Origin of the sequence: Actinomadura opuntiae, from assembly GCF_030283205.1 — a bacterium.
GTDB lineage: Bacteria > Actinomycetota > Actinomycetes > Streptosporangiales > Streptosporangiaceae > Spirillospora.
Map to the genome: position 1 here is coordinate 396086 of NZ_JASNWF010000007.1, position 24933 is coordinate 421018.

Below are 24933 nucleotides of genomic sequence, written 5' to 3' on the forward strand. Positions count from 1 at the left end.
CGGGCGGCCTCGCATTACTTATCTTCTTTGTCGTACATGATCAGCATGTCCGCAATGCGGGGCATTGCGGCGGCGAGGAAATTTCCCTTGGAGATCGCCGGACGGAGCCTTCACGATGTCCGCCGGAACCGCGCCCCAATGTTTGCGATCAGTGCGACATCAGCCGAATTCTCTGCGGGAAGTGTGATCAACGAAACCATGTCGGACAGCTCCGGCAAACACCAAGATCACTAGTTGGGGGAGACGAATGAGGACAAGCGCGCGTACCGGCCTGGCGCTCGCGGTGGCCGGGGCCGCGAGCGGCCTGACCCTGCTGAGCGGCGGCGCCGCCGCCCTGGCGGCGCCCAGTGCGCCGCACGGAGGGCCCGCCGCCACCATCTGCCGGTACGAGGTCACCGCGCGGAGCGGCCTGAACGTCCACAAGACGCCGCGGGGCAAGCTCATCCCGCCGCCGCTGAAGTACCGCCTGCACATCGGCGCCGACTGCAAGTCCAGCCACGGCGGCTGGGTCCAGCTGCACCAGAGCGTGCCGAAGAACCAGATCGGCGGCTGGGTCTTCCGCCAGTACCTCAAGCCGATCAAGCCCAGCGGCGGCGTGTCCGCCGGTGGCGGCGGCACGTCCGCGGCGGTGAACCCGCTGCTGGCCGGGGGAGGCGCCGGCGTCATCGCGCTGGGCGCCGGCATCGCCGTGGCGGCGCGGCGCCGCCAGGTGCGGGGCACCGCCTGACGCGGAGCGAGGCTCGCACGGCGGCCGGCCGGTTCACCCGGGGTGACGGCCGGCCGCCATCCGCCCGCCGCTCCCGCCTTGTCGTACATGATCAGCATGTCCCGGTATTCGTATTTTTGCGGGACGCCATGGAAATTTCACTTGGGCATCGTCCGGCATGCTTTTCATGATGCGCTCCGAACGCTATCCCGATTGTTTGCGACCGGGACGACATGCGCCGAATTCTCTGCGGGAAGTGTGATCAACGAAACGATGTTGGACACGTCCGGCAATCGACGAGATCACTAGGTAGGGAGAAGAATGAGGACAAGTGCGCGAACCGGGATGGCGCTCGCGGTGGCCGGCGCGGCGGGCGGTCTGTCGCTGCTGGGCGGCGGCACGGCCGCCGAGGCGGCGGCGGCGCCGCACCGGGCGGAGGCCGCGGCGAAGGTCTGCCGGTACGAGGTCACCGCCCGGCACGGCCTGAACGTCCGCACGAAGCCGAACGGCGCCGTCGTCGACACGCTGCCGTACCGCAAGCACCTCAGCGCCGACTGCAAGGCGTCGGGCTGGACGCAGCTGCGCGGCGGCGTGCCGGCCAAGGACATCGGCAAGTGGGTCTCCACGACCTACCTCAGGCCGATCACGACCGGCGGGATCTGCCGGTACGAGGTCACCGCCCGGCACGGCCTGAACGTCCGCGAGACGCCGAACGGCAAGCTCGTGCCGCCGCCGCTGCCCTACGCCAAGCACATCGGCGCTGACTGCACCGCGACGAAGGGCTGGGTGCGGCTGCGCCAGAGCGTGCCGGCGAACCAGATCGGCAAGTGGGTCTCGCGCACCTACCTCAAGCCGATCACGCCCAGGGGCGGCGTGATGGCCGGTGGCGGCGGCACCGCCGCCGCGTCGAACGGCCCGCTGCTGGCCGGGGCCGGCCTCGGCGTCATCGCGCTGGGCGGCGGCGTCGCGATCGCCGCACTGCGCCGCCGGGCGAAGGGTCTTTCCTGAGCCCATGAGCAGAGCAAGGCGCAGCGGCCGGCCGAACCACCTGTGGTATTGGCTGGCCGCCGTGTTCATCGCGACAGGAACCGCCATGTGCGTCGTCGGGTTCCGGCTCGGCGGCCCCGACGCGCCACCGCAACCGCCCACGTCCGACCTGGTCGCGAAGGCGCCCGAGAATGCGGCCCCGAACCCGGAGCAGGCGCTCTCCCCGTCCGCGCCGGAGCGGATCGAGATCCCGTCCATCAAGGTGGACGCCCCGGTCGTGCCGGTCGCGACCCGCCAGGACGGCGAGCTCGGGGTGCCGCCGCTGAGCAGGGTCGACGAGGTCGGCTGGTACGAGGACGGTCCGACCCCGGGGGAGAACGGCCGCAGCGTCCTCGTCGGCCACGTCGATTCCAAGACCAAGCCGGGCGTCTTCTACCGGCTCGGCGCGCTCCGGCCGGGACGCCGGATCGAGGTCGCCCGCAAGGACGGCACCGCGCCGGCCTTCCGCATCGACCGCGTCCAGCGCGTCGCCAAGGACAAGTTCCCGACCGACAAGGTCTACGGGCAGGAAGGGGGCCCGGAACTGCGCCTCGTCACCTGCGGCGGCGACTTCGACCGCAAGCGGGGCCACTACGACGACAACATCATCGTCTACGCGTCCCTGATCCCCGGCTCCCAGGGAGCACACCGCAACCCCTGACCGGCACCGGCCCCGGCCCCGCTTGGCGCGGAGCCGGGGCCGGCGCATGGAATCCTGAAGACGCCCCTGGAGAACGGAGCCCCGATGCCCTCCCTGCGCGACCGCGTCCTCGACGAATGCACCGCCAAGGCGGGCGCGGTGGAGGACTACCCGTTCGGTGACCAGGTGGCCGTGTTCAAGGTCTTCGGACGGATGTTCGCGCTCGTGTCACTGGGCCCGCCCCCGGGCAGCGTCAGCCTCAAATGCGACCCCGGCCTGGCCCTCGACCTGCGCGCCCGCCACGCCGCGATAACCCCCGGCTACCACCTGAACAAACGCCACTGGAACACCGTCGCGCTGGACGGTTCCGTCCCCGACGACGAACTCCGGGAGCTGATCGACCACTCCTACGACCTGGTGGTGGCCCGCCTCCCCAAAGTCCAACGAAACGAACTGACGAGCTGACCTGATTGTGCGGCGGAGGCGCCCATGTTGAAGCTCGGACGACCGCCGGTGGCCCTGGCCGCCTGCGCGGTCCTCGCCGTCGCCGCCCCGCCGTGGGCTGCGAGCGGCGTCGCGCGGGAGCGCGCGGAGCCCGTCGCCCTCGCGCCGCCGGGCGAGGACGGCGCCTCCGACCTGGTCCGGGGCTGGCGGATCCAGTCCTCGGCCGTCGCCGGGAGCGACGGCGCGCGGATCTCCCGGCCTGGATACCGGACGTCGGGCTGGCTGCCGATCGGCCGTCCCGGGACGCTGATGGCGGGGCTGCTGGAGAACGGCCGGTACCCGCACGTCTTCTACTCCGACCGGTTGAAGTCGGTGCCGACCGGGCAGTTCGCCGTGAACTGGTGGTACCGGGACGAGGTGATCCTGCACCCGCGGCGCGGCGGCCGCACCTTCCTGATCATGGACGGTGTCTCCGGCACCGCCGACCTGTGGGTGAACGGCGCCCGGATCGACGGCCGCTCGCGGCTCCAGGGCTCCTACGCGCGCTTCGAGTACGACGTGACCCGGTACGTGCGCGACGGCGCCAACGCGATCGCGCTCGACATCGCGCCGAACAAGGCGAAGACCTACCTCACCGGCAGCCGCCTCGACTGGAACCCGGCCGCGCCGGACCAGGGGACCGGCCTGGACCGCCCGCCGAAGATCGTCCAGGACGGCCCGGTGTCGCTGCGCGACGTCCACGTCGTGCAGCGCAACGCCCGCGACCTCTCCCGCTCCGACCTCACCGTCAAGGCGCTGCTGCGCAACAACACCGGAACCGTGCGGCGGGCCGAGTTCTCCGGCACGGTCGGCCGGGGCGCGACGCGGCTGCCGTTCAGGACGGCGCTGACCCTGCCGCCGAACACCGTCCGCCCGGTCGCGCTCGGTCTGCGCCTCGACCATCCGGATGTGTGGTGGCCGTACCAGCTCGGCGACCAGCCGCTCTACCGCCTCGCCGCGCACCTGCGCACGGACGGGCGGGAGACCGGCCGGTACGCCGAGGACTTCGGCATCCGCACGGTCACCTCGTCGCTGACCCGCGCCGTCCCCGGCCGGACGCACGTGCCGCACGGCTACCGGCGGTTCGAGATCAACGGCGTGCCGATCGTGATCCGCGGCGGCGGCTGGTCGCCGGACATGTTCCTGCGCTACTCGCCCCGGAACGTCCGGGACCAGCTCGCCTACGTCAAGAACCTGGGCCTGAACGCGCTGCGGTTCGAGGGCAACTTCCCGCCGGACGACATGTTCCGGCAGATGGACCGCGACGGGCTGCTCGCCATGACCGGCTGGCAGTGCTGCGACCGCTGGGAGGACCCGTACGCCAAGTGGAGCAAGGAGCTCCAGGACAACGCCGCCGTCCAAGCCGCGGCCGTCGCCCGCCGGTTGCGCGACCACCCGAGCGTGTTCACCTTCTTCCAAGGGAGCGATGCGGCGCCGGACGCGGCGAAGGAGTCGGTGTACGTGCCGGCGTTCGAGGCCGCCGACTGGGGCACGCCGCAGATCGCGTCCGCGGAGGACAAGGCGTCGCCGCGGCTCGGCCCGTCCGGCGCAAAGGAGGGGCCGTACAACTATGTGCCGCCCGTCTACTGGTGGAGCAACGGCCGCGAGACCGCCGCCGTGAACGACCCGTCGTACACCAACGCCGGAAGCGCCTGGGGCTTCGACACCGAGACGAGCGCGGGCAACACCGTCCCGACGCAGGACTCGCTCGACCGCTTCCTGACCCCGCAGGACCAGGCCGCGATCTGGGACCCGGCCACGGCGCGCGGTCCGCGTTCCGGCCGGGACCTCTTCCACGTGTACGCCTACAACGACTACACCCGGACCGCGCGCATGGGGCAGTACAACACCCCGCTGTGGCACCGGTACGGACCCTGGTCCGACATGGCCTCCTACCAGCGGATCGCGCAGATGGGCGGGTACGAGGCCGCCCGCGCGCAGTTCGAGGCGTACCTCGGCAACTCCAAGGACCCCGCCAACCCGAGCACCGGCGTCATCTACTGGATGCTGAACAAGGCCTGGCCGTCGCTTCAGTGGAACCTGTATAACCAGGACTTCGACCAGCCCGGCGTGTACTTCGGCGCGAAGAAGGCCGGCGAGCCGGTGCACGTCATGTACGACTACGCGTCCGGTGCGGTGAAGGTCGCCAACCTGACCGGGAGCCGGCAGGTCGGGCTGACGGCGCGGGCGCGGCTGATCGACATCGACGGCACCGTGAAGGGGACCTCCCTCGTCGCCGTTCCCGCACTGGACACCCAGGACGTCCGGACCGTGACCGCCGCGCGGGCGCCGAAGGGCATCTCCCGCACCTACTTCCTCGAGCTCACGCTGACCCGGCGCGGCGCGACCGTGAGCCGCAACGTCTACTGGCTGTCCACGAAGCCGGACGCGGTGGACTGGAAGAACACCCTCGGCAAGGGCAGCGGCACGGCCTTCCGGCCGGACGGATACGCCGACCTGACCGGCCTGCGCGGCCTGCCCCGCGCCGCCGTGCGCGCGACGGCCGCCACCCGCCGCGACGGCGCCGACCTGGTGACCACCGTGACGATCACGGCGACCGGGACGGCACCGACGGTCTTCACCAGGGCGGACGTGCGGCGGGGCGCGTCCGGCGGGCGCCGGTTGCCCGGCGACGACCAGGTGCTGCCGATCCGCTGGAACGACAACGACGTCACGCTGTGGCCCGGGCAGTCGCAGACGCTGACCGCCCGCTACCGCGCCTCCGACCTGCGCGGCGCCGTCCCGGTCGTCAGCCTGACCGGGATGAACCTGCCGCTTCGTACCGTTCCCGCTGCGCCGTAGACGCGAGGAGCGGGTTCACGACCCGGTCCCCGCGAGCGCGATAGCGCCGATGAGCGCGGCGTCGTCGACGAACCGGGCCGTCACCACCTCCGGCGGGAACGGGACCGCCCGCGCGACGGTCGCGCGGATCGCGGGAAGCAGGGACGGCTCGGCCGCCATGCCGCCGCCGAGGACCACCCGCTCGGGATCGAGCGTCGTCGCGAGGTTGGCGACCGCCAGGCCGAGCGCCCCGGCGGCGTCGTCCAGCAGCGCGGCCACCTGCGGCTCGTCCCGGCGGGCGAACAGGCCGGCGGCCGTCACCGGCTCACCGAGAAGGGCCGAGGCCCGCGTGGCCAGGCCGCTGCCCGAGGCGTACTCCTCCAGCGGCGCGCGGCCGTCCGCGCACCCGGGCTCGCCGGGGCGCCGCAGCAGGTACCCGATCTCGCCGGCGGCGCCGTGCGCGCCCGGCACGACGCGTCCGCCGACGACGAGCCCCGCGCCGAGGCCGGTGCCGAGGTTCACGTAGACGCCGGTGCCGACGCCCGCGAGCCGCCCCCAGCGCGCCTCCGCGGCGGTGGCCGCGTTCACGTCGTTGTCGATGCGCACGGGCGCGCCGAGATCGCCGGAGAGCAGGTCGGGCAGCGGCAGGTCCTCCCATCCGGGGACGTTGGGCGCCAGCCGCACCCGCCCCTCGCGGACGACGCCGAACGTCGAGACGCCCACCGCGGTCAGCGTGCCGGGGGTCTCGGCGAGCAGGCGGTGCGCCGCGTCCAGCGCCCGGCGCAGCACCCGCTTCGCACCGTCCGCGGCCCGGGTCTCCAGGCGGGCGCGGCGCAGCGGCGTCCCGGTCGGGTCGGCGGTGGCCAGCGCGACCTTGGTCCCCCCGAAGTCGATCCCGAGGATCATGCGGCCTGCGGTTCGGCGCCGCCGGGTTCGGTGAAGGGCTCGCTGATCTCCTTCGGCCCGAACGGCCAGATCCGCTCCAGCCGCGCCCAGACCAGGTACGCGACGACGCCGGCCGCGAGCCAGACCAGCGACAGCACGATCGGCTTGGTGCCCGCCGACTTGTAGATGTAGATCCAGCCCGCCAGCGCGACCAGGCTCGGCAGCGGATACAGCCACATCCGGTACGGGCGCGGCAGGTCCGGCTGCCGGCGCCGCAGCACGGTCAGGGCGACGATCTGCGCCACCGACTGCACCAGCACGAACACCGCGGTCAGCATGCTGATGACGGCGGTCAGGGTGAACAGCGAGCCGATCGCGGTGATGACGCCCATCGCGTACAGCCCGAACGTCGGGAACTTCAGGCGCGGGTGCATCCGCGCGAACCACGGCAGGAACAGCTTGTCGCGGGCCGCGTTGTAGGGCACCCGCGAGCCGCCGAGCAGGCCCGCGAACACCGACGCGAACGCGGTGACGATGATCCCGACCGTGAAGACCCGCGCGGCGCCCTTGCCCCACGTCCACTCCAGGACGAGCGACGCGAACGAGCTGGACTCCTGCGTCTTCTCCCACGGGATCACGCCGAGGATCCCGACCTGGAGCAGGAAGTACAGCGTCATCATGCCGAGGATCGAGAAGATGATCGCCCGCGGGATCACCCGGCCCGGCTGCCGGACCTCCGCGCCGAGGTAGGCGGCCGTGTTGTAGCCGAGGTAGTCGTACACGGCGATGACGAGCCCGGCGCCGAGGCCGTGGAAGAACTTCGACCCCGCGTCGTGCGGGTAGGTGAACGCCAGGTCGGAGTGGAAGTGCGTGAACGCGGCGAGGATGACGCCGAGCACGGAGACCAGCATGACGACGAAGAAGACCGTCGTGAGCAGCCCGATGTCGCCGATCTTCCGGTACAGCGCGGCGACGACGACCGCGACGACGGCGATCGCGAGGACGTGGCCGGCGGTCGACAGGCCGGAGCCGTCCACGAGCGAGGGCCACAGGTAGCCCGCGTACTGCACGAGCCCGATCACCCCGGTCGACATGATCAGCGGGATGAACAGCACCGCGGACCAGACGAACAGGAACGGCATCAGCCGTCCGGTCCGGTACTGGAACGCCTCGCGCAGGTACAGGTAGGTGCCGCCGGCGCCGGGCATGGACGCGCCCAGCTCGGCCCAGACCAGGCCGTCGGCCAGCACGATCAGCGCGCCGACCAGCCAGCCGAACATGGCCTGCGGGCCCTCCATCGTGGAGATCATCGCCGGAATGGTGACGAACGGGCCGATTCCACACATCTGGGTCATGTTCACGGTGGTGGCCTGGAACACGCCGAGCCGCCGCTCGAACCCCGAACCCGCGGGAGCGGTCATCGCGGTCTCTCCCTTCCTGTCGATCGGGACGTCTCCCCCCCGCTCGACGCCGGTGCGAATGTAAGGGAGGCTCCCTAACAAATCAACACCCGAGGCGAGCGCCGTGCCGGGATATGTCAGTCTTTACACGTGCCGAGCCGGGAGACCGCCAACACCACCAGCGTGCTGCGGATCATGAACGAGCGCGCCGTCTACGAGCAGATCCGCCTGCTCGGGCCGGTGTCGCGCCCGCAGCTCGCCACCGCGACCGGGCTGTCCAAGCCCACGATCTCGCTCGCGCTCGCCGACCTGGAGCGGGTCGGGCTGGTCAAGGCGACCGGCCGGCGCGCCGGCGGTGCCGGACGGTCCGCCCGGCTGTACGGCATCCGGCCCGAGACGGGCTGGGTGATCGGGCTCGACGTCGGCCGGGAATGGATCCGCGCCGCGCTCGCCGACCTGTCCGGCGAGATCGCGGTGCGCGAGGACGTCCGCTCGGCCGGCGCCGGACCGGCCGCGCTCATCGACCGGATCGGCCGGATCGTCGACGACCTGGCGAAGGCCGCGGACGGCGCCGTCACCACCATCGTGCTCGGCACCCCCGGCGTCCACGACGTCGAGAACCGCCGCCTGCGCCTGGCGCCCAACCTGCCCGGCTGGGACGCGCCGGGCGTCACCGGCCGGCTGGCGCGGCGGCTGCCCGCGCCCTGCACCATCGAGAACGACATCGACCTGGCCGCGCTGGGGGAGCAGGGGTACGGGCTGGGCGAGGGCGTGGCGAACTTCGCGTTCATGTCGATCGGCACCGGCATCGGGATGGGGATCGTCCTGAACGGCGAGCTGCACCGCGGCTCCCGCGGCGCGGCCGGGGAGATCGCGTGGCTGCCGTTCGGTGAGGCCGACCCGCGGGAGGCCCGCTCGCACGGGATGCTGGAGTCGGTCGCGTCCGGCCCCGGCGTCGTGGCCGCCGCGCGTCGGCTCGGGATGACCGGGCCGATCACCGCCAAGCGCGTCTTCGACGAGGCCCGCGCCGGAGACCCGCTCGCGGCGGAGGCCGTCGCGCACGAGGCCGGTCACGTCGCCCGGGCCCTGGCCAGCGTCGTCGCGCTCCTCGACCCCGACCTGATCGTGCTGGGCGGCGGCATCGGCGGGCACGGCGCCGACGTGCTCCTCGGCGCCGTGCGCGACCGCCTGGAGACGATGACCCCGCTCGGCGCGCCCCGCGTGGAGGTCTCCGCCCTCGGCGACGACGCCGTCGTCCTCGGCGCCCTGGCGACGGGCCTGAAAACGGCCCGCGACCTCGTCTTCACCCGCGCCGTAACCGACCCCTGACCCGCCCAGAACCCCACGGCGTGAAGGAGCGGCCAGAGGTGGCACGCTTCACCAGGCGATCAGGCCGAGGTCGGTGCGGTGCATGTCGGGGAGACGGTGGAAGCGCCCGTCGTCCCTGCGGTAGACGGCCCGGTGAAGGGGCGTCGTGCGGACGGCGCCATGCGGCTGCCGCTGCCATGCACAGGAACGGCAGCGCCGGCAATGTGTAGCGGTAGTCGAAATCGACGGTCAGCGGCGGGATGGCGAGAAGGCCGAAGCCGGTCGTCCAGAGGAGTGCGGCTGGGCGGCGGGTCGCGCGGGCTCGGTTACGGGGCCGGACGAGCCCGGCGAGGCCGACGAGAGCGATCAGTCCGAGGATTGTTCCGCGTGTGTAGAAGATCTTCTGGTAGCCGCGAAGGAAGACGGCGTACGGATCGGAGGCATGCGTCTCGGCCGGCCCTTTCTCGTAAGCCCGGGCCACGCTGTCGGCGGTGCCGCCGCCGATGACGGGGAAGGAGGCGTTCGGTGACGAGTACGCCGGGAAGTGGTACAGCGCTTCGGTGCCCCGAGTCGGATATCCCGCCCTGTTCCAGGAGAACGTCCGGACGAACAGATCGTAGGCCACGACTTTTGCATAGGCGGCGGTCTGATGCGTCAGGGCCCACACGGCAAACTGCGAGGCGAGCTCGTTGGTCTCCGGCGTGAAGGCGTGCCCGTGCCGCCATCCGGTCGGGGAACCGGCCGCCCAGATCTGGCTTGAAGACGCCAGTCTCTGCTCGGGAGGAAGGGCGGGACACATTCGGGACAGGTGCCTGGGCGGAGCGTGCTTGGAGCAGTCGGCGAACGCGGCCGTCCGCCCCCACAGGTAAATGCCGTCCGCTCCCGACAGTTCGTAACGGCCGTTCGCGGCGTGGAACCAGAGTGCCATCCCGCCCAGGGGGAGTGCGAAGGCCGCGCACAGTGCCGCCGCGGCCGCCCAGCGGGGCCGTCGCCGCAGCAGCAGGTAGGACGCCGCGACGAAGATCAGCGGCACGCCCACCGTGCGGGTGACGGCGGCCGCGCCCAGCAGGACGCCCACTGCCGCGGCCCGCCGCCAGGACGCCGGTTCCGTCCGCACCAGCACGGCCGTCGCGGCGAAGAGCAGGGCGGTGAACAGCGTGTCGGACAGCAGGAGGTGTTCCAGGTCGATCTCGTACGCGTCCAAGAGCACGGGAAGGCCGGCGAGCGACGCCCACGGCCGGGCGACGCCCAGTGCGCCCACCATGAGCCGATATCCCAGAACGGCCGTGCCCAGCATCAGAATATGCTGGACGGCCACCACCAATGCCAGGCAATGGAATGGTTTGAGGAGCCACAGCATCAGCCCGTAGCCGTCGGCGCGCAGTGGATGCGGGAACGGGGAGAGTCCGATGCGGACGTAGTCGTAACTGTCGTTGAACCACAGTGCGGGGCGATACCCGAGCGCCGCGACCACCCGGAGAGCGGTACCGGCTACGAGAAGCGCGAGGAACAGGGCATCGCGCGCGAATCGAACCCGTACCCAGGCCCGCCCGACCCGTAAAATCCGCGTTGCCGAAGCTCTCTTTTCACTGGCGTTCGCTGCATGAGCCCCGGTATCGGGCCGAGCGTTTTCTTCTTGTTCGATTTTCACATAGTAGAGACGTCGGCGGACCCCGTTTGTTGCATGCCGGCGACAAAAGAATTTTCCGATTCACCAGGCGATCAGGCCCAGGTCGGTGCGGTGCATGTCGGGGAGGCGGTGGAACCTTCCCTCGTCCATGCGGAAAATGGCCCGGTCGTGTCGGGAGCTGACGAGAAGATGCTTACCGGTCGCGTCGAGGGTGGTGCGGAAATCGGTCGGTGTCGCAGGCGCTATCTGCTGGGCCGTCATGCGGCCCAGTATGCGGACGGACGTCTTGCGATCGGTGTCCCTGGACAGAAGCAGCTCCACCACCGCGACGGAGCCGAACACATCCTCGAAGGAGTCCTTCTGTACGGCCATGACCGTCCGTCCGTCCTGGGAGGGCCGAAAGGACGAGAGGTCGAGGTCGTCGTCCCGGATGGTCAGGGCGACGCTGGTGGCGGCGAGGGTCGGGTCGGTGGTTCGGGTGTCGAGCGTACGCAGGACCCCGCTGACGGAGTCGTCCTTCCGGGCGATGCTCTCCGGGGGAGCGGTGCCGATGAGGAGGGTGTGGCCGTCGGCCTCCCATGCCAGGGACCACACGTACATCGGTGGGTCGCCGCTCGGTGCGCGCCACCCCTGATGGCGGCCGGACGGGGATTCGACGATCGTCACATCGTCGCCGCGGCATTCGGTGTTCGCGTCGGTGAAGGCGACGCGGCGCCCGTCCGCCGTGGCGGCCATCTCCTCCACCTGGGCGCTGAACTCGCCCGGCAGCGTGGTCCTGCGCGCCACGGAGCCGTCGCGGCGCAGGGTCACCTTGTCGATGCGGGTGCGGCAGGTGCCTACCTCGTCCGCCAGGAAGAAGGTGCGCCGCTCGGCCGCGGCCGCGAGCGCGGTGTAGTGCCCGGCGCTGGGCTCGATGTCGGCGGTCTTGCGTCCCGTCCAGGAGTCGAAGACCCCGACGACGCCCTTGTGCTGGGTCGCCAGGAAGTACGGGGGGCCGCCCTCGTGCGCGCCGAGCGCGTCCACGTCGCGCACGGTGCTGCGGAGTGCGACGGTCACGGTCACGACCGCGATCACGGTGAGGACGGCGGCGACGGGCACGGGCCACCATCCCATCGACCGGCGGCGGGCGGCGGGCAGGGCCAGCGGCGGCAGCGACTCGCGCGTCACCTCGCGCATCTCGTCGGCAGCGGCGTCCTTCAGCAGGCGTTCGATGTTCACGGTTTGTCTCCCAGCATGCGCTCAAGGGCGGTGCGACCGCGGGACGTGTTGGACCGGACGGTGCCCCTGCTCACGCGCATGACCTGCGCGGTCTCCTCCTCGGACAGTTCGAGGACGAACCGGAGCACCAGGGTTTCCCGCTGCCGGTGTGGCAGGCGGCGCAGCGCGTCGAGGATCTCCCTGCCCTGCTCCAGGTCCAGGACGCGGCTCTCCGCCGACGCAGCGGGCAGGTCCCGGGTGCCGGGCAGGCGGCGCCCCCTGCGCCGCAGCACGGACCGGCAGTTGTTGAGCACCGACGACCTCAGATACGTCAGCGCCTTGCCGGTGTCCTTCAGCCGCCCCCAGCGCCGGTACAGGCCGAGGAAGGAGTCCTGGACGACGTCCTCGGCGGTCTGCCTGTCCCCGACCATCACCAGCGCCAGGCGGACGAGGCTCAGGGCGTGCGCTTCGTACAGCTGCGTAACGGCCCTCTCGGCGGAGGGCTCCGCCAGGTCCGGAGGGTCGTCCTCGCGGTATTTGAGGAGGCTCACGGGGAAGAGACGCACCCGGGGCGCCGATGTTGCACGCGGGGCCGATCTTTTTCGGGACGAGCCGTAACCGGCGGCCGTCACCGCCGCAACAGTGTCAGCGTAATGCCGCGGCCGCGCCAGAGGCTTGCGCCCTCCAGCAGCCACACCCGGGCCGTCGTGGCGCGATCTCGGACGTGATCGCCTCGTCCCGCCATAGCGGCAGCCCCGCCTGTTGCGTGTCGCTCACCGGTTCGTCGATCTTCTCGATCGGCGGTGAACCTGGCGTGGAGGAGGTCAGGCAGCGATCAGGGGGTCCAGACCATGGTTCGTTGGTGGAGGCGTTCGCCTCCGTGTCTGAGGCCGGGGACGAGGCGGGCGGGGCCGTGCTCGGTGAAGCCCATGCGCCGGAAGAAGGCGACCGCGCGGGTGTTCTCGCAGAGGGTCTGCAGGTGGCAGCCGGGGGAACCGATGGACCTGAGCCGGTCGAACCAGGCGGTCATGAGGTTCTCGGCGGCACCGGTCCCGCGCGCCTCGGGAACGAGGTTGATGTGCAGATGCGCGGGCCACCGGGCGTCCTCGAAGGCCGTCGCCCGGGGGCGGCGGCGGGCCGCGGCCCACAGCAGGTCCGCGGTGCTGCGCGCGAAGAAGGCCGCGAGCCGGGGGCGCAGCATGAGGCGGTGCCGCCGGATGGCCTGCAGCGTGCGCTCCTCCTCGCTCGGGAGGCGGGACGAGTCGGGGCATCCGGTCAGGCAGCCCACGAGCCGTCCACCGGACTCCGCGACGAAGAGCGACTCCGGCTCACGATCCATGTAGGGGGTGAGGTAGATGGCCGCCTCGGACTCCTCATGACCCCACACGGACGCGGACGGGGAGCCCTCGCGGGCGCGGCCGAACAGGGCGAGCAGTTCCGTCCGGTCGCTCTCGGTGAACGCTCGGACCTGCGCGGACGCGCGGGAACCGGCGGTGCCATCGGGGGGCCAAGCCGTTCCGGTCTGCAGGTAAAGCGGGTTCATGTCCACCCCAACGCCCGGGAGGGGCCGGATGACTCCTGGCGATCAACGGGCGGGGCGGCCCGCGGGCCGGGACGGATAGCGTTGGGGGTCTATGAGCGCCACTCTCGTTGTCAAGGATCTCGCGGCCGGCCACGGGGACCGGGCGTTGTTCGACGGCCTCGATCTCGTCGTCGCCCCCGGTGACGTCGTCGGGCTGGTCGGCGGTAACGGTGCGGGCAAGTCGACGCTGCTGCGGCTGCTGGCCGGGATCGAGACGCCGGAGGACGGCACCGTCCAGCTGAGCCCGGCGTCGGCGGTCGTCGGGTACCTGCCGCAGGAGCCGGAGCGGCGGCCGGGGGAGTCGGTGGCGGGGTTCCTCGCGCGCCGGACGGGCGTGGCGAAGGCGCAGGCCGACCTGGACGCGGCGACCGAGGGCCTGGTCGAGGGACGCGCGGGCGCCGACGACGCCTACGCGGTGGCGCTGGAGCGCTGGCTCGCGCTCGGCGGCGCCGACCTGGAGGACCGGGCCGGCGAGGTCGCCGGCGAGCTGGGCCTGGGAGTCGCGCTCGACCAGCCGATGACCGCGCTGTCCGGCGGCCAGGCGGCGCGGGCGGGCCTGGCGTCGCTGCTGCTCAGCCGCTACGACGTGTTCCTGCTGGACGAGCCGACGAACGACCTGGACCTGGACGGCCTCGAACGCCTGGAGCGGTTCGTCACCGGGCTGCGGGCGGGGACGGTCGTCGTCAGCCACGACCGCGAGTTCCTCGCCCGGACGGTGACGAGCGTCCTGGAACTGGACCTGGCCCAGCACCAGATCAACCTGTACGGCGGCGGATACGACGCCTACCTGGCCGAACGCGAGGTCGCGCGGCGGCACGCGCGGGCCGAGTACGAGGAGTACGCGGGCAGGCTGTCGGCCCTGCGCGAGCGCGGGCAGATGCAGCGCGCCTGGATGGACAAGGGCGTCCGCAACGCGCGCCGCAAGGCCACCGACAACGACAAGATCGGCCGCAAGTTCCGGTCGGAGGCCAGCGAGAAGCAGGCGGCGAAGGCGCGGCAGACCGAGCGGGCCATCGAGCGGCTGGAGACCGTCGAGGAGCCGCGCAAGGAGTGGGAGCTGCGGATGGAGATCGCCGCGGCGCCCCGGTCCGGCGCGGTGGTGGCGACGCTGCGGGGCGCGGTGGTGCGGCGCGGCGCGTTCACGCTGGGCCCGGTGGACCTGGAGATCGGCTGGGCCGACCGGGTCGCGATCACCGGCGCGAACGGCGCGGGCAAGTCGACGCTGCTCGGCGTGCTGCTCGGCCGGATCGCCCCGGACGAGGGCGACGCGGCGCTCGGCTCCGGCGTGGTCGTCGGCGAGGTCGACCAGGCGCGCGGCCTGTTCCTCGGGGACGAGCCGCTGCTGGACGCGTTCGGCGCCGCGTCCGGCCTGGACCCCGAGCCCGCCCGGACGCTGCTGGCGAAGTTCGGGCTGCGCGCCGGCCACGTGCTGCGCCCGGCGGGCACCCTGTCGCCCGGCGAGCGGACCCGCGCGGCCCTCGCCCTGCTCCAGGGCAGGGGCGTCAACCTGCTGGTGCTGGACGAGCCGACCAACCACCTCGACCTCCCGGCGATCGAGCAGCTCGAATCCGCGCTGGACGGCTACACCGGCACGCTCCTGCTGGTCACGCACGACCGCCGGATGCTCCAGGCCGTCCGCACCACCCGCCGCCTCACCGTCGCCGACGGCAAGGTGGCCGACGACCTCGCCCCCACCGCCCCCTGAGGCGGGTCACAGCGTGTCGATGGCCTCGGGGGAGAGGACGTTGGACAGGACCATGGCGGCGCAGCCGGTGAGGCCGGCGGTCTCGCCGAGGCGGCTCGGCTCGATGCGCAGGCTGCGGGTCGCCAGGGCCGTGGAGCGCTGGTAGACGACCTCGCGCAGACCCGCGATGAGGGCCTCGTCCGCGCCGACGAGGTCGCCGCCGAGGACGACGACGGCGGGGTTCAGCAGGTTGACGGCGGTGGCGACGACCTCGCCGATGCGGCGCCCGGACTCGCGCAGCAGCGCGACCGTGGCGGGGTCGCCGGCGCGGGCGAGGGCGGCCAGGGCGGGCAGGTCGGCCGCGGGGGAGCGGGCGAGCAGGGCGGTGCCGCCCGCGACGGCCTCGACGCAGTTGGTGTTGCCGCACCGGCACGGCGCCTCGGTGCCGGACGGGACGGGCACGTGGCCGATCTCCCCGGCGGCGCCGAGCGCGCCGCGCTGGATGGCGCCGCCCGCGATCACGCCCGCGCCGATGCCGGTGGACACCTTGACGAACAGCAGGTCGCGGACGCCCGGGTGGGCCTGGTGCTCGCCGAGCGCGGCGGTGTTGACCTCGTTGTCGAGGTATGCGGGGACGCCGAACCGGTCCCGGACCGGGGGGCCGACCTCGACGCCGTCCCAGCGTCCGGGGACGTGCTCCACGGCGTCGGGGACGCCGAGGCCGACGCCGCGCACCGCCGCCGGGTCGACGCCGGAGCCGGCGAGCAGGTCGGCCCAGTGGTCGAGCAGGCGCGGCAGGGTCTTGCCCGCGCTGGTGTCGGCGGGCGGCGCGTCGGTCTGGGCGAGGACGCGGCCGGCGAGGTCGCAGACGGCGAGCTGGCCGCGGGACTGGCCGAGGTTGGCGACCAGCACGGCGCCGCCGGCGGCGTTGAACTCCAGCCGGGCGGGGGGGCGGCCGCCGGTGGACGGTCCGTCGGCGCGCTCGGCGACCAGGCCGCGGCCGATCAGGTCGGCGACCCGGGACGCCACGGCGGGACGGGACAGGCCGGTGACGCGGCCCAGCTCGGCGCGGGTGGCGACGCCGTCCTCGCGGATGAGGCGCAGCACGTCGCCGGTCGTGCACGGGCGGGTGAGGGGACGCGGCATCCGGTCAGTGAAGCACGGCCCCGTTCGGTACGTCCAGTTAGGCGAACCGACCGACTTTTGTCAGTTGAAGTTCATAAGTCGGCTTGTAAGCGTGACGTATGTCTCGATAGTTTGGCGATCAACTGATCCCCCTGATCTGGAGCTTGCGATGGCCCTGCAACCCGCTCGGCAACCCCTGTTGCATCCCGTCTTGGAACGCGTCACCCAGCGCATCGCCGAGCGGAGCGCCGCCCGGCGCACCGCCTACCTCGACCGCATCGCCGCCGCCCGCACGCAGGGCCCGGCGCGCGGCGGCATGGGCTGCGCGAACCTGGCGCACGGGTTCGCGGCCTGCGGCGTCCAGGACAAGCTGTGGCTGCGCGGGAACGTCACGCCGAACATCGCGATCGTGTCGGCGTACAACGACATGCTGTCCGCGCACCAGCCGTTGAAGGACTACCCGGACATCCTGAAGGCCGCGATCCGGCAGGCGGGCGGCACCGCGCAGTTCGCCGGCGGCGTCCCGGCGATGTGCGACGGCATCACCCAGGGCCGCGCCGGCATGGAGTTGTCGCTGTTCAGCCGGGACGTGGTGGCGATGGCGACGGCGGTGGCGCTGTCGCACGACATGTTCGACGGCGCGCTGCTGCTCGGGGTCTGCGACAAGATCGTCCCCGGCCTGGTGATCGGCGCGCTGGCGTTCGGGCACCTGCCGGTGATCCTGGTGCCGGCCGGGCCGATGGCGTCCGGGCTGCCGAACGCGCAGAAGGCGAAGGTCCGCAAGCGGTACGCCGCGGGCGAGATCGGGCGGGACGAGCTGCTCGCCGCCGAGGCCGCCTCCTACCATTCGCCCGGCACCTGCACCTTCTACGGGACGGCCAACTCCAACCAGTTGCTGATGGAGGTCATGGGCCTGCACCTGCCGGGCGCCAGCTTCGTCCCGCCGGGCACCCCGCTGCGCGACGGGCTGACCGAGGCGGCCGGGCGCCGCGTCCTGAAGATCACGGACCTCGCCGGCGAGTACACCCCGATCGGCGAGCTGCTGGACGAGCGGGCGTTCGCCAACGCGATCGTCGCGCTGCTGGCGACCGGCGGGTCGACCAACCACACGCTGCACCTGGTCGCGATGGCCGCCGCCGCGGGCATCGAGCTGACCTGGGACGACTTCGACGAGCTGTCGAAGGTGACGCCGCTGCTCACCCGGCTCTACCCGAACGGGACCGCCGACGTGAACCACTTCCACGCCGCGGGCGGCACCGCGTTCCTGATCGGCGAGCTGATCGACGCGGGCCTGCTGCACGAGGACGCCCGGACGGTCGGCGGCGCCACCCTCGCCGCGTACCGGAAGACGCCGCAGCTGGAGGGCGGCAAGGTCGTGTGGCGCGACGCGCCCGCCGAGTCCGGCGACACCGGCGTCCTGCGCCCGGCCGCCGAGCCGTTCGACACCCACGGCGGCCTGCACACCGTGTCCGGCAACCTCGGCCGCGCGGTGGTCAAGGTGTCGGCGGTGCGGCCCGAGCACCGGACGGTCGAGGCGCCCGCGCGGGTGTTCGAGTCGCAGGAGGCGCTGCAGGAGGCGTTCGCGGCCGGGGAGTTGGACCGGGACGTCGTCGCGATCGTCCGGTACCAGGGCCCGCGGGCCAACGGGATGCCGGAGCTGCACCGGCTCACCCCGCCGCTGTCGGTGCTCCAGGACCGCGGGTTCCGGGTCGCGCTGGTCACCGACGGACGCATGTCGGGCGCCTCGGGGGCGGTGCCCGCCGCGATCCACGTGTCGCCGGAGGCGGCGGCGGGCGGGCCGCTCGCGCGCGTCCGCGACGGCGACATCGTCCGGCTGGACGCCGACAAGGGGCTGCTCGAGGTGCTCGTCCCCGACGAGGAGTTCGACGCGCGCATCCCCAGCGGCGCGGCGCCGTCCGCCGCGGAGTGGACGGGCACCGGACGCGAGCTGTTCGACACGTTCCGCCGCTCCGTCAGCACCGCCGAGCTCGGCGCTGGAGTGTTCGCGTGAGCGGGGTGTGGCTGGTCGCCGACATCGGCGGCACGAACGCCCGCTTCGCGCTGGTGGACGGCCCGGACGGCGTCCCGTACCAGGTCGCGTCGCTGCCGACCCGCGAGCACGCGGGCCTGGCGGAGGCGGCGGCCGCCTACCTCGACCGGCACGCACCGGACGTCCGCCCGTCGGCCGCGTGCCTGGCCGTGGCGGGCCCCGTCGCGGACGGGACCTACCACCTGACCAACGCCGGCTGGCCGAAGGGCACCGCGGAGCAGGTGCGCGACCGCCTCGGCGTCCCGCACCTGGAGATCATCAACGACTTCGAGGCGCTCGCGCTGGCACTGCCGCGCCTCGGCCCGGACGACGTGGTCCCCATCGGCCCCGCCGGGCCGACCACAACCGGCCGGGGCGAGGCGGCCCCGCTCGCCGTGCTCGGCCCGGGCACCGGGCTCGGCGTCGCCGGGCTCGTCCCGACGCCCGCCGGCTGGGTGCCGCTGCCCGGCGAGGGCGGCCAGGTCGACGTGCCCGCCGCGACCGACCGGGAACTGGAGGTCGTCCGGCTGCTGCGCGCCGAGACCGGCGCGTCCCGCGCCGAGTCCCTGCTGTCGGGCGGCGGCCTGGCCGCGATCCACCGCTACCTGGCGATCATCGACGGCGTGCGGGCCGAGCCCCTCGACCCGGCGCGGATCTGCGCGCACGACGGCGACCCGCGCTGCGCGGAGACCGTCGCGATGTTCTGCGCGCTCCTCGGCTCGCTCGCCGGGAACGTCGCGCTGACGCTCGGCGCGCGCGGCGGCGTCTACCTCGGCGGCGGTATCCTCCCGCGCATCGCCGGCGCCCTCGCCCGCAGCGACTTCCGCGCCCGCTTCGAGGCGAAGCCGCCCGTCGAGGACTACGTGCGGCCCGTCCCGACCGCGCTGATCGTCCACCCCCGCCCGGCGCTCGCCGGCGCCACCGCCCGGCTGGCGCGGCACCCGGCCGTCCTGGAGACACTGGAGACCGCATGAACACCGATGACCTGTTCGGCCTCGCGCCCGTCGTTCCCGTCGTCGTGCTGCACGACGCCGACCACGCGGTGCCGCTGGCCCGCGCCCTGGTCGAGGGCGGCCTCCCGGCGATCGAGGTGACGCTGCGCACGCCCGCCGCCGTCGAGTCGATCGAGCGGATCGCCGCCGAGGTGCCGGACGCCGTCGTCGGCGCCGGGACGGTCGTCACTGCCGAGGACGCCGAACGCTCGCGCAAGGCGGGCGCCCGGTTCCTGGTCAGCCCCGGCTGCACGCCCCGGCTGCGGGCCGCGATGGCGGAGACCGGCCTGCCGTTCCTGCCGGGCGTCTCCAGTGCCTCCGAGGCGATGGCGCTGCTGGAGGAGGGGATCACCGCGATGAAGTTCTTCCCCGCCGAGCCGGCGGGCGGCGTCCCCTACCTCAAGGCGCTCGGCGGGCCGCTGCCGCAGATCCGGTTCTGCCCGACCGGCGGGATCCGGCCCGGCAACGCCGCCGACTACCTCGCCCTGCCGAACGTCGGCTGCGTCGGCGGCACCTGGCTCACCCCGTCCGACGCCCTCGGCGCCGGCGACTGGGACCGCGTCCGCGTCCTCGCCGCCGAGGCCGCGAAGCTCCGCCCGGCCTGATGTCACATCCGCGGGTCTCCCTCCCGTCTCCTGGGCAGGAGCGAGAACGAGGGAGGCCCGCAATGGAGACCACGAGGATCCGCGAGACGCTGGACGGCCTGGCCCGGCAGCGCACCGTCCTGCTGACCACCTACCGCAAGGACGGCACGCCGGTCGGGACGCCGGTGAACATCGTGGTCCGCGGCGACCACGCCTACTTCCGCACCTACGACAAGGCCTACAAGGCCAAGCGGCTGGCCCGTAACCCCGAGGTCGAGGTCGCGCCGAGCACCTACCGCGGCAAGGTCACCGGACCGGCGGTGCACGGCCGCGTCCGGCTGCTCACCGAGGAGGAGGCGAAGCCGGTCCGCCGGATGCTGGCGCGCAAGCACCGCCTCCAGCAGGGCATCGCGGTCCCGCTGCTCCACCGGATGAAGCACTACAGGACCCTGCACTACGAGCTGACGCTCGACGCGTGACCCCCGTCCCGGTGCGAGCACGGCCCGGCGCCCAGCCGCACCCCGCTCCGGCTCGTCCACCAGTACGGGACGGTCACCTCGGCGGCGGACGCGCTGCACCTCACCCCGTCGGCCGTCTCGCACCACCTGCGGGAACTGGCGCGCGAGCTCAAGGTGCCGCTGCTGGAGCCGCAGGGCCGCCGGGTGCGGCTCACCCCGGCCGCGCACCTGCTGATCGAGCACGCCGACGCGATGCTGTCGCGGTGGGAGGAGGCGCTCGCCGACCTGGAGTCGCACCGCGCCGGGGCCGCCGGGCCGCTGCGCATGTGCGGGTTCACCACGGCGGTCGGCGGGCTGGTCGCCCCGGCCGCCGGCGCCCTGCTGCGCGCGGACCCGGCCCTCACGGTCGAGATCCGCGAGTGCGACACCGACGTGGCTTTGGGCCTGCTCGCGGCCGGCGAGACCGACATCGCGGTCATCGAGCCGACCGCGGACGCGCCGCCGCCCGGCGACCCGCGGTTCGACCGCGAGCCTCTGATGGCGGAGGCGCTCGACCTGATCGTCCCGGCCGGGCACCCGCTCGCGGGGCGCCGCGGCGTCCGGCTGGAGGACGCCGCGGCCGAGGCGTGGATCAGCGTGCAGCCCGAGGGCTGCGCCCACCATCAGCAGGTCATGGCCTACTGCGCGGCGGCCGGGTTCACGCCCCGGATCGCGCACAACGCCACCACCTGGTCGGTGATCTGGGCGCTGGTCGCCAACGGGCTCGGGGTGTCGCTCGTGCCGCGGCTCGCGGACGGCCCGGCCGACCAGCCGGTCGTGCGCGTCCCGCTGGCGGGCGGCACCGTGCCGATGCGGCGGGTGCTGACCTGCGTGCGGCGCGGCAGCCGCGCGAACCCGCTGATCGTCCGCGCGCTCGACGCGCTCCGCGCCGCCGTCCCGTCCCGCTGCACCCTCCTGTCCGAGCCGCCCGCCGCCTAGCCTTCCCCGGCGTCAGGCGCCGGGTGTGAGGTGGCGGCGGGAGCGCCGGGCGCCGGTCAGCAGCATCACCGCGCGGACCAGCCAGATCACCAGCGCGACGTGCAGCACGGCCAGGGCCGCCGTCCCCACGCCCACCGTGAACGCGACCGCGAAGAACACGGCGATCATCAGCGGGAACGCCGGGAAGCGCGGCCCGTGCCGGTGCGCCATGTGCCCGTGGTGGCGGTGATGCCGGCGCATCGGACGCCCCGGGCCGCCGAACATGAGCCCGGGGCCGAGGTCCCAGGGGACCTCGCCGAGGGCCGCCGCGGGCCGTTCGGGTTCGGGCAGGCCGGTCGGCGCGGGCAGGTCGCGCACGAGGGCGCGCAGGTCGCCGCGCGTCTTGGCGGACAGCGCGGCGTCCAGGCGCTCGTCGAGTTCACCGCGGTCGAGCCGCCCCGCCGCGAAGTGGTCGTGCAGGGCGACCATCACGGCGTCCCGCTCGGCGTCGCCGATGCGGATGTCGTCCGGGCGAGTCACAGTCCTACTCCTCGTCGTCGTCGGCCGTCGGGCCCGCGTCGGTGTCGGGGGCGTCGTCGGCCAGGATCCGGTACAGGTTCCGCCGCGCGTCCGACAGGACGTCCCGGGCCTGGGCGACCTGCTCGGGGCTGCCGGAATGGACGATCTGCATCACCGCGGCCCCCGTCTGCGCGGCCTGCTTGAACAGCTCGGGGACGCCCTCGCCGAACTCCGGCGTCATCTCCGCCCACGGCTCGGCGAGCCGCTCGGCGTTCTCCTCGACGTGGGCGCGGCCCTCGTCGGTGAGGCGGAAGGTGCGGCGGCCGCCGCCCTCCTCGCCCGCGATGAGGCCCTCGTCGGCGAGCTGCTGCAGCGCCGGGTAGACCGCGCCGGGGCTGGGCTTCCAGGCGCCGTCGCTGCGCTCGTTGATCTCCTGGATGATCTGGTAGCCGTTGCGGGGCTCCTCGGCCAGCAGGACGAGGATCGCCGCGCGGACGTTGCCCTTGCGCGCCTTGGGGCCCCGGCCCCACGGGCCGCGCCCGCGCGCCCACGGCGCCCGGCCGGGACCGAACCCGCCGGGCGGCCCCCAGGGGGCGCCCGGCCCGCCGCCGAACATCGGGCCGAAGCCGGGGAACTCGCCGCGGGGCCCGGGCCCGTGCGCGTGCGCGTGGTGCCGGGACGCCGCGTGCGCGGCCTTCGCCCCGAGCGCCGCCGCCGCGAACGCCCAGCGCCAGTCGGGTCCCCCGTGCGCGTGTGCCGCTCCCATGTTCTGGACCTTCCTTCTGAGATCTCTCTTTGATCCCTCGCGATACGACAACGATATATCGAAGACGCGTCGGAAGGCCAGAGGGTTCCCGGATCCGCCGCGGCCCCACGCGGCCGGTTCTCGCCGACATCCCAGACAAGATCCTTTATTCCGGTCATGGCCGTCTGACCGGCGGAAATGCTGGGTAAACAGCCGTGCGGGGGGACCATGGGGACTCAGGACGCGGTGACCGCGCAGGACGCCGTCCTCGCCCGGGACGGCACCGGGACGCGGGCCCGGGCGAGCGGCGAGGTGCTGCTCGGGCTGGCGCTGTTCGGGCTGTACTCCCTGGTGGCGATGCTGCCGGAGCAGGCCAGGGAGCACGCGGCCCGCCGGCACGGCGCGCTGGTGCACGGCCTGGAGCGGGCCCTGCACCTCGACGTGGAGCCGGCGCTCAACGGCTGGCTCGCCGGACGGCCCGGCTTGCGGCTTCTCGCGGACTACGAGTACGCGACCACCTACGCCGCGGCCGCGTTCGCGCTGCTCGTCTGGCTGTTCCTGCGGCATCCCGAGCGGTACCGGACGGCGCGCAACGCGTTCGTCATGATCAACGTGGTCGCGATCGCGTGCTTCGCGCTGTTCCCGGTGGCGCCGTGGGGCTCGCCGCCGGCCGAGCGCGCGGACCGGCTCGCGGCCGTCCCGTCCCTGCCCATGGCCTGGACGCTGTGGGTCGGCGCCGAACTGGCCCGGGCGAAGGCGCGGCGGTGGGTGCGGGCCCTGAACGGCGCGCACATCGCGGTGACCGCGTACGTCATCGTCGCCGCGGCCGACCACCACGTCCTGGACGCGGTCGCGGCGGTGCCGCTGGTGGCGCTGTCGGTGCTCGCCGCCGGACGGCTGGCCGCCCGGCCCCAGGCGGCCGAGCGCGTCCCGGCGCAGGACGCGTTCTTCCTGGCGGTGGAGACCGGCACCGCGCCGCAGCACGCCGGCGGCGTCATCATGCTCGACACCTCGCGCCGCGCGCTCGGCCGCCTCGACCTGGTCCGGCTGATCGGCGACCGGCTCGACCGGCTGCCCCGGTTCCGGCAGCGGCTCGCCGACCGGGGCCGCTGGCGGCGGCCGGTCTGGCTCGACCACCCCGCCGTCGACTGGTCCTGGCACGTCACCGAGCGCGACGTCGACGGCATGGACGGCCTGCGCGCGATGATCGCCGAAATCCAGGCCGAGCCGCTGCCCCGCGACCGGCCGCTGTGGCGGATGATCCTGGTCACCGGCGCCGCGCCCGGCCGCACCACGCTGGTGTTCCTGATGCACCACGTCGTCGCGGACGGCGTCGGCGTGGTCGCGCAGGCCATCTCGCTGATGGAGCCCGCCGCGCCCGCGCCCGGCGCGTCCGCCGTGCCCGACGGCCCGAAGGAGGCGGCGCCGCCGCCGCGCCGCCGCGTCCGGGAGGCGCTCGCCGGCGTCGTCGGGCTCGCGCAGCTCGCCGCGGACAGCGGGGTCGGCGCGGCGCCGCCCGCGCGGCTGCCCGCCGCCGGGACGGCCGAGCGCCGCTTCGGCACCCTGCGGATCCCGCTCGACGACCCCCGCACGATCGCCCGGCGGCACGGCACCCGGGTCTCCGACGTGGTGATGTGCGCGGTCGCCGGCGGCCTCGCGCGGACCGTCCGGCCGGCGGGCGGCGAGCCGCCGCGGGAGTGCCGCGTCGCGGTGCCGCTGATGATGCGGTCGCCCGGCCAGGGCATGGAGGGCAACCACACCACCGCCGTCATGGTCGACCTGCCGATCGGCGCGATGCCGGAGGCCGAGCGGCTCGCCGAGATCGCCCGGCGCAGCCGCGTCCTGCGGTCCGGCACCCGCGCGCTCGCGGCGTGGTTCGTGATGCGGCAGGTGGGACGGCTCATGCCCGCGCCGCTGCACGCGCGGTTCGCGCGGGCCGTCTACGGCGGCCGGTTCCTGCAGGGGATCGTGTCGAGCCTGCCGGCCAGCCGCGAGCGGCTGCTGCTGACGGGCGTCCCGGTGACCGGCGTCTACCCGGTCGTGCCGCTCGCGCCCGGAGCGCCGCTCGCGGTCGCCGCGCTGGGCGTCGACCGCGAGCTGTGCTTCGGCATCTGCGCCGACACCGGGCTGGTGGACGACGCCGGCGCGCTGGCCGCCGCCGTCCGCGACGTCGTCCGCGAACTGCGGGACGAGTGATCAGGT

General features: G+C 73.6%; 22 protein-coding genes and 1 pseudogene. 14 read left to right on the plus strand and 9 right to left on the minus strand.

What is annotated here, in order from left to right:
* Positions 1-247 precede the first annotated feature (247 nt).
* The 5 genes from QP089_RS17920 (at position 248) to QP089_RS17940 (ending at position 5657) form a co-directional block, all read left to right on the plus strand.
* Positions 248-727: a hypothetical protein gene (locus QP089_RS17920; RefSeq protein WP_285912756.1), complete on the plus strand. Its 480-nt coding sequence runs from the start codon at positions 248-250 to the stop codon at positions 725-727.
* Positions 728-1027: 300 nt separating this feature from the next.
* The gene (locus tag QP089_RS17925) at positions 1028-1714 is read left to right on the plus strand and encodes a hypothetical protein (protein WP_285912757.1); all 687 of its coding nucleotides are present in this window, start codon (positions 1028-1030) and stop codon (positions 1712-1714) included.
* Between the two features lie 4 nt (positions 1715-1718).
* Positions 1719-2393, plus strand: coding sequence for a class F sortase (locus QP089_RS17930; protein ID WP_285912758.1), 675 nt, complete (start codon positions 1719-1721; stop codon positions 2391-2393).
* Between the two features lie 84 nt (positions 2394-2477).
* Positions 2478-2837 carry an MmcQ/YjbR family DNA-binding protein gene (locus QP089_RS17935; RefSeq protein WP_285912759.1) on the plus strand — a complete coding sequence of 120 codons (360 nt, stop codon included), beginning with the start codon at positions 2478-2480 and terminating at the stop codon, positions 2835-2837.
* A gap of 24 nt (positions 2838-2861) precedes the next feature.
* Positions 2862-5657, plus strand: coding sequence for a glycosyl hydrolase 2 galactose-binding domain-containing protein (locus QP089_RS17940; RefSeq protein ID WP_285912760.1), 2796 nt, complete (start codon positions 2862-2864; stop codon positions 5655-5657).
* A gap of 15 nt (positions 5658-5672) precedes the next feature.
* On the opposite strand, the gene QP089_RS17945 is transcribed toward QP089_RS17940, so the two are convergent.
* Together QP089_RS17945 and QP089_RS17950 are read right to left on the minus strand one after the other, a co-directional pair.
* Positions 5673-6542, minus strand: a complete 870-nt coding sequence (locus QP089_RS17945; RefSeq protein WP_285912762.1) for an ROK family protein — start codon at positions 6540-6542, stop codon at positions 5673-5675.
* Positions 6539-7942, minus strand: a complete 1404-nt coding sequence (locus QP089_RS17950) for an APC family permease (RefSeq protein WP_285912763.1) — start codon at positions 7940-7942, stop codon at positions 6539-6541. The genes QP089_RS17945 and QP089_RS17950 overlap by 4 nt, the downstream gene beginning before the upstream one ends.
* A 129-nt stretch (positions 7943-8071) precedes the next feature.
* Between QP089_RS17950 and QP089_RS17955 the strand changes: the two genes are divergently transcribed.
* Positions 8072-9250, plus strand: a complete 1179-nt coding sequence (locus tag QP089_RS17955) for an ROK family transcriptional regulator (protein ID WP_285912765.1) — start codon at positions 8072-8074, stop codon at positions 9248-9250.
* Here the strand turns inward: QP089_RS17955 and QP089_RS17960 are convergent.
* The 4 genes from QP089_RS17960 to QP089_RS17975 form a co-directional block, all read right to left on the minus strand.
* Positions 9225-10880: a hypothetical protein gene (locus QP089_RS17960; protein WP_285912766.1), complete on the minus strand. Its 1656-nt coding sequence runs from the start codon at positions 10878-10880 to the stop codon at positions 9225-9227. The two genes, QP089_RS17955 and QP089_RS17960, sit on opposite strands and share 26 nt — an antisense overlap.
* Before the next feature lie 60 nt (positions 10881-10940).
* Positions 10941-12077 (minus strand): hypothetical protein, encoded by a 1137-nt coding sequence (locus QP089_RS17965; protein WP_285912767.1) that lies wholly within the window; start codon positions 12075-12077, stop codon positions 10941-10943.
* Positions 12074-12607: an RNA polymerase sigma factor gene (locus tag QP089_RS17970; protein WP_285912768.1), complete on the minus strand. Its 534-nt coding sequence runs from the start codon at positions 12605-12607 to the stop codon at positions 12074-12076. Before QP089_RS17970 ends, QP089_RS17965 begins: the two co-directional genes overlap by 4 nt.
* 284 nt (positions 12608-12891) lie before the next feature.
* The gene (locus QP089_RS17975; protein ID WP_285912770.1) at positions 12892-13599 is read right to left on the minus strand and encodes a GNAT family N-acetyltransferase; all 708 of its coding nucleotides are present in this window, start codon (positions 13597-13599) and stop codon (positions 12892-12894) included.
* A 91-nt stretch (positions 13600-13690) separates the two neighbouring features.
* Here QP089_RS17975 and QP089_RS17980 point away from each other — a divergent pair, with 91 nt between their 5' ends.
* A complete protein-coding gene (locus QP089_RS17980) occupies positions 13691-15343 on the plus strand; it encodes an ABC-F family ATP-binding cassette domain-containing protein (RefSeq protein WP_285912771.1) in 1653 nt (550 codons plus the stop codon).
* Positions 15344-15349: 6 nt separating this feature from the next.
* On the opposite strand, the gene QP089_RS17985 is transcribed toward QP089_RS17980, so the two are convergent.
* Entirely contained in the window at positions 15350-16468 is a 1119-nt protein-coding gene (locus QP089_RS17985) for an ROK family transcriptional regulator (protein ID WP_285912772.1), read from the minus strand.
* 148 nt (positions 16469-16616) lie between these two features.
* Here QP089_RS17985 and edd point away from each other — a divergent pair, with 148 nt between their 5' ends.
* The 6 genes and pseudogenes from edd to QP089_RS18015 all read left to right on the plus strand — a co-directional run bounded on the left by edd (position 16617) and on the right by QP089_RS18015 (position 21488).
* The gene (gene edd, locus QP089_RS17990; protein WP_285912773.1) at positions 16617-18458 is read left to right on the plus strand and encodes a phosphogluconate dehydratase; all 1842 of its coding nucleotides are present in this window, start codon (positions 16617-16619) and stop codon (positions 18456-18458) included.
* Entirely contained in the window at positions 18455-19450 is a 996-nt protein-coding gene (glk, locus tag QP089_RS17995) for a glucokinase (protein ID WP_285912775.1), read from the plus strand. The genes edd and glk overlap by 4 nt, the downstream gene beginning before the upstream one ends.
* On the plus strand, positions 19447-20073 hold the full coding sequence (gene eda, locus QP089_RS18000; protein WP_285912777.1) for a bifunctional 4-hydroxy-2-oxoglutarate aldolase/2-dehydro-3-deoxy-phosphogluconate aldolase: 627 nt from the start codon (positions 19447-19449) through the stop codon (positions 20071-20073). Before glk ends, eda begins: the two co-directional genes overlap by 4 nt.
* 62 nt (positions 20074-20135) lie before the next feature.
* Positions 20136-20531: a PPOX class F420-dependent oxidoreductase gene (locus QP089_RS18005; protein ID WP_285912779.1), complete on the plus strand. Its 396-nt coding sequence runs from the start codon at positions 20136-20138 to the stop codon at positions 20529-20531.
* A 66-nt stretch (positions 20532-20597) separates the two neighbouring features.
* Positions 20598-20723 (plus strand): annotated as a pseudogene (locus tag QP089_RS18010) (helix-turn-helix domain-containing protein); the annotation flags it as partial.
* A 39-nt stretch (positions 20724-20762) separates the two neighbouring features.
* The gene (locus QP089_RS18015; protein WP_285912824.1) at positions 20763-21488 is read left to right on the plus strand and encodes a LysR substrate-binding domain-containing protein; all 726 of its coding nucleotides are present in this window, start codon (positions 20763-20765) and stop codon (positions 21486-21488) included.
* 12 nt (positions 21489-21500) lie between these two features.
* Here QP089_RS18015 and QP089_RS18020 read toward each other — a convergent pair whose 3' ends face one another.
* Both QP089_RS18020 and QP089_RS18025 read right to left on the minus strand, forming a co-directional pair.
* Positions 21501-22007 (minus strand): DUF1707 SHOCT-like domain-containing protein, encoded by a 507-nt coding sequence (locus QP089_RS18020; protein ID WP_285912781.1) that lies wholly within the window; start codon positions 22005-22007, stop codon positions 21501-21503.
* Positions 22008-22011: 4 nt separating this feature from the next.
* Entirely contained in the window at positions 22012-22752 is a 741-nt protein-coding gene (locus tag QP089_RS18025; protein WP_285912782.1) for a PadR family transcriptional regulator, read from the minus strand.
* A 207-nt stretch (positions 22753-22959) separates the two neighbouring features.
* Between QP089_RS18025 and QP089_RS18030 the strand changes: the two genes are divergently transcribed.
* Positions 22960-24927 carry a bifunctional phosphatase PAP2/O-acyltransferase family protein gene (locus QP089_RS18030; protein ID WP_285912784.1) on the plus strand — a complete coding sequence of 656 codons (1968 nt, stop codon included), beginning with the start codon at positions 22960-22962 and terminating at the stop codon, positions 24925-24927.
* Positions 24928-24933 lie beyond the last annotated feature (6 nt).

Excerpts from the sequence above, each read along its gene's own strand:
- QP089_RS17920 (WP_285912756.1), top strand. The coding sequence starts at position 248 with ATGAGGACAAGCGCGCGTACCGGCCTGGCGCTCGCGGTGGCCGGGGCC.
- QP089_RS17925 (WP_285912757.1), top strand. The coding sequence starts at position 1,028 with ATGAGGACAAGTGCGCGAACCGGGATGGCGCTCGCGGTGGCCGGCGCG.
- QP089_RS17930 (WP_285912758.1), top strand. The coding sequence starts at position 1,719 with ATGAGCAGAGCAAGGCGCAGCGGCCGGCCGAACCACCTGTGGTATTGG.
- QP089_RS17935 (WP_285912759.1), top strand. The coding sequence starts at position 2,478 with ATGCCCTCCCTGCGCGACCGCGTCCTCGACGAATGCACCGCCAAGGCG.
- QP089_RS17940 (WP_285912760.1), top strand. The coding sequence starts at position 2,862 with ATGTTGAAGCTCGGACGACCGCCGGTGGCCCTGGCCGCCTGCGCGGTC.
- QP089_RS17945 (WP_285912762.1), bottom strand. The coding sequence starts at position 6,542 with ATGATCCTCGGGATCGACTTCGGGGGGACCAAGGTCGCGCTGGCCACC.
- QP089_RS17950 (WP_285912763.1), bottom strand. The coding sequence starts at position 7,942 with ATGACCGCTCCCGCGGGTTCGGGGTTCGAGCGGCGGCTCGGCGTGTTC.
- QP089_RS17975 (WP_285912770.1), bottom strand. The coding sequence starts at position 13,599 with ATGAACCCGCTTTACCTGCAGACCGGAACGGCTTGGCCCCCCGATGGC.
- QP089_RS17980 (WP_285912771.1), top strand. The coding sequence starts at position 13,691 with ATGAGCGCCACTCTCGTTGTCAAGGATCTCGCGGCCGGCCACGGGGAC.
- QP089_RS17985 (WP_285912772.1), bottom strand. The coding sequence starts at position 16,468 with ATGCCGCGTCCCCTCACCCGCCCGTGCACGACCGGCGACGTGCTGCGC.
- edd (WP_285912773.1), top strand. The coding sequence starts at position 16,617 with ATGGCCCTGCAACCCGCTCGGCAACCCCTGTTGCATCCCGTCTTGGAA.
- eda (WP_285912777.1), top strand. The coding sequence starts at position 19,447 with ATGAACACCGATGACCTGTTCGGCCTCGCGCCCGTCGTTCCCGTCGTC.
- QP089_RS18005 (WP_285912779.1), top strand. The coding sequence starts at position 20,136 with ATGGAGACCACGAGGATCCGCGAGACGCTGGACGGCCTGGCCCGGCAG.
- QP089_RS18015 (WP_285912824.1), top strand. The coding sequence starts at position 20,763 with ATGCTGTCGCGGTGGGAGGAGGCGCTCGCCGACCTGGAGTCGCACCGC.
- QP089_RS18025 (WP_285912782.1), bottom strand. The coding sequence starts at position 22,752 with ATGGGAGCGGCACACGCGCACGGGGGACCCGACTGGCGCTGGGCGTTC.
- QP089_RS18030 (WP_285912784.1), top strand. The coding sequence starts at position 22,960 with ATGGGGACTCAGGACGCGGTGACCGCGCAGGACGCCGTCCTCGCCCGG.